The following is a 619-nucleotide window of genomic DNA, read 5'->3' on the forward strand; positions in this document are numbered from 1 at the left end:
ATTACCTCGCTTACTAATTCCCAGCAATGTCGTCCTACCTCCCGTGCTGTACTGCCGAGGTACAAGCCCTGTTGCCGCCGCAAAGTCACGGCTGCTGGCGTACTGCTTCCCGTCGCCAATCTCAGTTGAAATAGTACTCGCTGTCAGTGTTCCGACGCAGGGAATGCTCAGCAAGCGCTGTCCAACCTCATCTTCGTCCAACTTTCGTTTCAACTGGGATTCCAAATCTTTAATCTGCTCAACAAGATAGTGATAATGCTGTTGTAATTTCAGCAATAACTGGCTGAGGTAAAGAGGCAAACTATTATCCTCAAGAATGGTACTCAGTCGGCTAATAACGGCAGCTCCTCGGGGAACGCTAATGCCAAATTCCAGCAGAAAAGCATGCATTTGATTGGTTGTTTTTACCTTATCCTGAACCAGGGATTCACGGACACGATGCAGAGCCCGCATTGCCTGCTGAGATTCCGTTCTGGGCTGCACAAAACGCATAGACGGACGCGATGCAGCTTCACAAATAGCTTCGGCGTCGACAAAGTCGTTTTTATTGCTTTTAACGAACGGGCGGACAAATTGTGGTGATATCAGCTTTGGGGAATGCCCCAACTCTTCCAACTTG

General features: G+C 48.8%; 1 pseudogene. It reads right to left on the bottom strand.

Annotated features, from left to right (window positions below):
* Positions 1-619, bottom strand: a pseudogene (locus N6G83_RS54505) (IS110-like element IS4321 family transposase); the annotation flags it as partial.

It is taken from the genome of Serratia sp. PL7 (assembly GCF_945957435.1).